6 protein-coding genes are annotated in these 6,511 nt (G+C 54.8%); 3 read left to right on the top strand and 3 right to left on the bottom strand.

Annotated features, from left to right (window positions below; translation table 11 throughout):
* A complete protein-coding gene (locus tag NNN64_RS18265) occupies nucleotides 1-897 on the top strand; it encodes a LysR family transcriptional regulator (RefSeq protein ID WP_271442306.1) in 897 nt (298 codons plus the stop codon).
* A gap of 91 nt (nucleotides 898-988) precedes the next feature.
* Here the strand turns inward: NNN64_RS18265 and NNN64_RS18270 are convergent, their stop codons facing one another.
* Genes NNN64_RS18270 through NNN64_RS18280 form a run of 3 tightly spaced genes read right to left on the bottom strand, consistent with a single transcriptional unit; the run spans nucleotide 989 to nucleotide 3,940 of the window.
* On the bottom strand, nucleotides 989-2,503 hold the full coding sequence (locus NNN64_RS18270) for a tripartite tricarboxylate transporter permease (RefSeq protein ID WP_137383555.1): 1,515 nt from the start codon (nucleotides 2,501-2,503) through the stop codon (nucleotides 989-991).
* Nucleotides 2,504-2,513: 10 nt separating this feature from the next.
* Nucleotides 2,514-2,948: a tripartite tricarboxylate transporter TctB family protein gene (locus NNN64_RS18275; RefSeq protein WP_105242189.1), complete on the bottom strand. Its 435-nt coding sequence runs from the start codon at nucleotides 2,946-2,948 to the stop codon at nucleotides 2,514-2,516.
* A gap of 14 nt (nucleotides 2,949-2,962) precedes the next feature.
* Nucleotides 2,963-3,940: a Bug family tripartite tricarboxylate transporter substrate binding protein gene (locus tag NNN64_RS18280; RefSeq protein ID WP_061068421.1), complete on the bottom strand. Its 978-nt coding sequence runs from the start codon at nucleotides 3,938-3,940 to the stop codon at nucleotides 2,963-2,965.
* A gap of 153 nt (nucleotides 3,941-4,093) precedes the next feature.
* Here NNN64_RS18280 and tctD point away from each other — a divergent pair, with 153 nt between their 5' ends.
* Entirely contained in the window at nucleotides 4,094-4,768 is a 675-nt protein-coding gene (gene tctD, locus NNN64_RS18285; RefSeq protein WP_116360823.1) for a transcriptional regulator TctD, read from the top strand.
* Nucleotides 4,755-6,167, top strand: coding sequence for a sensor histidine kinase (locus NNN64_RS18290; protein ID WP_271442307.1), 1,413 nt, complete (start codon nucleotides 4,755-4,757; stop codon nucleotides 6,165-6,167). Before tctD ends, NNN64_RS18290 begins: the two co-directional genes overlap by 14 nt.
* The last annotated feature ends 344 nt before the right edge of the window (nucleotides 6,168-6,511 follow it).

The following is a 6,511-nucleotide window of genomic DNA, read 5'->3' on the forward strand; positions in this document are numbered from 1 at the left end:
ATGGATAAGCTGCGCGGCATGGAAACGTTTATCGCGGTGGTGGAAAGTGGAAGCTTTACCGGTGCGGCAACGCGACTGGAGATATCAGCGGTGATGGTGGGAAAATATATCGCCCTGCTGGAGACGCAGCTTGGTACGCGTCTGCTGGAACGTAACACTCGCCGTCAGAGTCTGACCGATGCCGGGCGCGTTTACGTTGAAGAAGCGCGTCGGGTACTGGAGCAGGTTTCGATCGCTGAACGTTCGGTCGAACGGCTACGGCGGGCTCCGGCGGGTACGCTACGCATCAGCGCACCAACCTCCTTTGGGGCTTGTGTTGTCTCGCCGCTGGCTGCGGATTTTTTGCAAACCTGGCCAGAAGTACGCATTGAACTGGATCTGACCAACCGAATGGTGGATCTGGTCGATGAAGGGGTCGATCTGGCAATACGTATTGGGGATATTCATCAGACGGATGTCGTGGCGAAATATCTGTGTCCGTACCGTATGGCGATCTGTGCGTCACCGGACTATCTTGCCCGACACGGTACACCACGCACGCCAGGGGATCTGGTGGATCATCTGTGTTTGTCACATACCGTGTGGACGGCACGTAATGAATGGAAACTGCCGGGTGTGGCGGGTGAGGTCAGGTGGAAACGTGACGCGATTTTGCGCTGTAACGATGGCCATGGCCTGCGCATGGCGGCGGTAGCGGGAGCGGGGCTGCTGTTACAACCAGAGGTTTTGTTGGCAGAAGAGCTCGCGAATGGCCGGCTGGTCCGGGTGCTGGAGGGGTTTACGCCGCAACCGCGGCCAATTCATTTGTTGTGGCGACAGGATTTGCGCCCACTGCCCAAGCTGACGCAATTTGTTGAACATGTGCTGGAAGGAACGCAGGGGCTGCGCGGAAAATAAAAATGCCGGATGGCGTTGCGCTTATCCGGCCTACAACCGAGCCAAGTTGTAGGCCGGATAGGGCGCAATAGCGCCGCCATCCGGCAATTCGTTAGCCGATATCCACCTGCGGCTTATTGTTGCGTTTGCGGATCAGGCGCAGTACTGGCGGGATAACGATAACCATGACCGCCATCACCAGCAGGACTTTCGCCACGCCGCTGGCCCACAGAATATCCATGCTGCCATTACTGATGGACAGGGCACGACGCAGGTTCTGCTCCAGCATTTCCCCGAGCACAAATCCGAGAATCAACGGAGACATCGGGAAGTGCATTTTACGCAAAATGTATCCCAGTACGCCGAGACCAACCATCAGTACCAGATCGAAGGTCGTGCTGTGGACGGCATACACACCGACCGCCGAAACCGCCGCAATGGCCGGAACCAGGAACCACAGCGGAATGGTCAGCATGCGGGTGAACAGACCGATTAACGGGATGTTCATGACCAGCAGCATCACGTTGGCAATCAGCAGCGCCGCGATCAGTCCCCAGACGATATCCGGTTGTTCGGTGAACATTGCCGGCCCTGGCGTGATGTTGTACAGCGTCAGCGCACCCATCATTACCGCCGTGGTGCCCGAACCGGGTACACCGAGCGTCAGCATTGGGATAAACGAGCCACAGGCCGAAGCATTGTTGGCTGCCTCTGGTGCGGCAACGCCACGAATGTCCCCCTTCCCAAAGCTGTCGCTGTTACCGCTGAGCTTTTTCTCGGTCATGTAGGTGATAGCACTGGCGATGGTTGCCCCGGCGCCAGGCAGGACGCCGACGAAAAAGCCAATCACCGATGAGCGCAGCGTTGCGCCCACGCACTGCATACCTTCTTTGGCATTAAACAACATGCGGCCCGTTTTACGCACCAGCGTTTGGCCACTGCTGGTATGTTCCAGCATTAATAATATTTCTGAGACAGAGAACAGCCCAATCACTACCACGATAAACTGCACACCGTCGGAGAGATGAACACTGTCAAAGGTGAAGCGATAAACCCCGGTGTTGGCGTCTACGCCGACGGTCGCGAGCCCGAGACCGATAAGCGCTGCCAGAAATGATTTCAGTGGATTCTGTGCCATCATGCTGCCGAGACAGGCAATGGCGAAGACCATTAAGGCAAAGTATTCTGCAGGACCGAATGACAGCGACCATTGTGCTAACGCCGGGGCAAACAGAATGATGCCGCCGATAGCGATAAGCGAACCGAAGAAAGAACTGACCGCTGAGATAGAAAGCGCCACGCCGCCACGTCCCTGTTGGGCCATTGGGTAGCCGTCAAGGGCGGTCATAATGGCTGCCGCATCGCCAGGCACATTGAGCAGGATAGAGGAGATGCGCCCGCCGTATTCGCAGCCGATATAAACAGTCGCCAACAGGATCAGCGCAGACTCCGCTGGCAGATGCAAAGCGAAGGCCAGCGGCAGCAGGATCGCCACGCCGTTGATTGGCCCCAGACCCGGCAGCAACCCAACGATGGTGCCGACAAAGCAGCCGATCAAGGCGATAACCAGGTTTTCAGGCGTCATCGCCACCGCGAAACCCTGAGAAAGATAAATCCAGGTATCCATCGTTTCTCCGTTAACCCAGCCAGGCGCCGAGTGGTAAGGTGACGTCAAGCAGTCGATCGAAGGCATACCACAACAGAATGCCGAGAACCGAACCGGAAATGCCCGCTGCCGGGATGGTTGCGCCGAACAGCATGCCAATCACCACGGTGAGAATGGCAGTGGCAATGGGAAAGCCTAACCATTCAAACCCCCAGGCGTACATCAACAACACAATCACCATCGTGAGCAGCTTTTGCAGCACGTGGCGGCGAGGCCAACTGATGGTGTCCGGGTGGCGCAACAGCAGCGCGACGGCACACAACAGCATCAAGCTGATAATGCCAAGCGGAAAGGGACGTGGCCCGACGGGTTCATAGCTGTATTCGCTGCTGATTTGCCAGGCCACGAACAGCCCGGCTATACAGAGCAACAGCCAGATACCCGCGAAAATACGATCGCTCATCATCTTTGCCCCCGGGCTTATTTCGCAAGGCCGAAGGCTTTTGCCTGCTCACGATAATCGGTGACCTGTTTCTTCACGTAGTCATCGAGTTGCTTACCGCTCATGTTGAACTCGAACAGGCCACGCAAATCACGCTGCTTTTTAAATTCATCGGTCTGCTGGAGCTTATTAAAGGCATCAACCCACCACTGGTAATCGGCATCGCTCACTTTTGGCCCAACATAGAAGCCGCGAATAATCGGCCAAACAAGGTCATAACCCTGCTCTTTGGCGGTAGGGACATTGGCTAACTGGCCCGGCAGACGTTCGTCAGAGAACACCGCGAGTACGCGGATCTTGTCGCCGCTGAGATAGGGCACCATTTCACTGAGATCGCCGGAAACCACCTGCACGTGATTGCCCATCAACGCGGTCACCGGTTCGCCACCCCCTTCAAAGGCGACATAACGCATTTTGTGCGGGTCGACGTTGGCTTTTTGCGCCAGCAGCGCCGACTTCATCCAGTCCTGACTTCCAATAGAGGCTCCCGCGCCAATAACGACACTGTTGGGATCTTTCTCCATGGCAGTCAGCAGGTCTTTCAGCGTCTTCCAGGGGGAATCACTACGCACGGCAATCATGCCGTAGTCGGTGCCTACACTCGCCAGCCAGCGCACGTCATCGACACCATAGCGGCCGAATTTACCTTGCGACAGGTTTAGCAGGGAGCCGCCGGAGAATGCCACTACGGTTCCGGCTTCGGCAGGACGTTGCGCGACGATAGCGTTATAGGCCACGGCACCCACGCCACCGGGCATATAGGTTACGCGCATCGGTTTTTCGATGGCGCCCGTTTCCATCATGCTCACCTGAATCAGCTTACAGGTGAGGTCGAACCCACCGCCGGGTTTCGCCGGAGCAATGCATTCGGTGCGCGATGGTGCTTGTTCAGCTAAAGCAGAGGTACTCATCAATAAAATGCTTGCAGTAAGGGTACGAAGTAATTGTTTTTTCATTGTTTATCCTCACGCCGGAAAACCGGATTTTCGGGTACGGAAGAAGATTTTTGTGATTATGTGAGCCGATGTGTAGCAGTTCGGTTGCGTGATTGTTAAAACATTAACCTTTCAATTCCCTTTCAATGCGGCAGAAACTTTACAGGATGTGATATGCGTCTCTTATTAGCGGAAGATAACCGTGAGTTAGCTCACTGGCTGGAGAAAGCGCTGGTACAAAACGGCTTTGCCGTTGACTGCGTGTTCGACGGTCAGTCGGCCGATCATCTTTTACACAGTGAAACGTACGCGCTGGCGGTACTGGATATCAACATGCCGGGGTTGGATGGTCTGGAAGTCGTCCAGCGCCTGCGCAAACGCGGGCAGACGCTGCCGGTTTTGTTGCTGACGGCGCGCAGCGCGGTAGCCGATCGGGTGAAGGGGCTGAATGTAGGGGCTGATGATTATCTGGCTAAGCCGTTTGAACTTGAAGAGCTTGATGCCCGTCTGCGGGCCTTGCTGCGGCGTAGCGCAGGCCAGGTGCAAGGGATACAGCAACTGGGAGAATTGGCGTTTCACGATGAAGGTTACTTTCTGTTGCAAGGACAACCGCTGGCGCTGACACCGCGTGAGCAGGCTCTGCTGACCGTGCTGATGTACCGTCGACTGCGCCCGGTTTCACGCCAACAGTTGTTTGAGCAGGTGTTCAGTTTGAGTGATGAGGTCAGCCCCGAAAGTATTGAGCTGTATATCCATCGGTTGCGGAAGAAACTGCAAGGGAGCGACGTGCGTATCGCGACGCTGCGTGGTCTGGGTTATGTGCTGGAGCGCTGTGATGAGGTGGGTTAAGCCCCAGTCGTTGTACCTGCAATTGCTGATGTTCCTGGGGCTACCGCTGCTGTTGCTGTGGGGACTCTCGGCGTTTAACAGCTACGTTAGCGCATTACAGGCCGCGACGCAGGCATATGACCGGACGCTGCTCTCATCGGCCAGAACGGTTTCTGAACGGCTGGTGGTACGCAATAAGCACCTGGAAGTCAACGTGCCGTGGGTGGTACTGGACAGCTTTGAACTGAACATGAACGACAGGCTGTATTACAAGGTGGTCGATCCGGCGGGGAAGGTTATCTCAGGTTATGACGATTTACCGGCCATGCCGCCCGCGACCTCGCGTACCCGGCTGTATCCGGCGTTAGCGTGGTTTTATCATACGGAATATCGCGGTGAGGCGATCCGCGTGGCACGCCTGCTCCAGCCGGTCAATGAGGGCGGGATTGTTGGCATGGCCGAAATTTATGTCGCCGAAACGCTGCAATCACGGCGTTATCTGGCGCGGCAACTGCTGTTTTCCTCATGGGTGTCACAAGGTCTATTGGTTCTCCTGACGCTGGTGCTGGTCGGTTGGCTATTACGTCGGGTATTGCGCCCCATGCGCCAGTTGTCATCGCTTATGGTTCGCCGCGAACCAGGACTGCTGACGCCATTGCCGGAGTTACTGCCGTGGTCGGAAACCCGTCTGCTGATTGTCGCGTTCAACCGCTATATCGACCGATTGCGCGGGCTTATCTCCCGCCAGGAGCGCTTCAGCGCAGATGCTTCCCATCAGCTCAAAACACCACTGGCAGTGCTAAAAACGCAGGCGGCAGTGGCTTTGGCGAGTCCGCAGCCGCAGCAATGGTATGAGAGCTTACAGGCGATGAGTTCAACGCTGGATAATACGATTCAACTGACGGAAAGGTTGTTACAGCTTTCCGCGGTGAAGCGTAAAGAACAGGGGGAAAGGCACTTTTCGCCCGTTAATCTGTATGACGTGGTGCAAACCAGCTGTTTTACCCGTCTGGCGCAGGCGCGCAGTAAAGCCATCGATCTGGGGTATGAGGGGAAGCAGGAGGCGCTGTGGATTGAAGGGGATGAGGTGCTACTCGGTGAGCTGTGCGGAAATCTGCTGGATAATGCGCTGAAATATACGCCAGTACAGGGCGTGGTGACGGCGCGTTTAGTGCGCGAGGGGGAAGCCGTGGTGCTGGTGGTTGAAGATAGCGGGCCAGGTATTGATGAGCAACGGGTGCATCAGGCGCTGTTGCCGTTTCATCGCCTGGATAACGTCGGCAACGTCCCAGGCGCAGGAATAGGCCTGGCTCTGGTCAACGATATTGCGCGTCTACACCGCACACACCCGCAGTTGTCGCGCAGCGATACGCTAGGGGGATTGAGCGTACGAGTACGATTTTTAAGCATCACGAACTGATATCTTTATTTCCCGAGTGCAGATTATTCTTAAGAAAATTCCAAATAAGAAAGATAGATATTAGTAATAATAACGGCATGTGATTTATTGATTTTATTTGTATTGCGTCGCGGTTAATTAATTTTAACGGCTATTTAGGGGAAAAAGAGAAACGATTTCGTGTTATTCATCATACATATAACGGCTTTTCATAGTCTACGAATTGTTATCTGTCAATAACGTTTGTGTTGTAAATTATCATCTTTTTTGGTGGTGGCGATAAAACGCTCGCTCATAAATTAATGATTAAAATCATGATGATATAAATGACAGATGGGTGATAGTCACACTAATCAACATTATTT

The sequence above is a fragment of the Citrobacter sp. Igbk 14 genome, assembly GCF_028069825.1.
In the GTDB taxonomy this organism is placed as follows: domain Bacteria; phylum Pseudomonadota; class Gammaproteobacteria; order Enterobacterales; family Enterobacteriaceae; genus Citrobacter.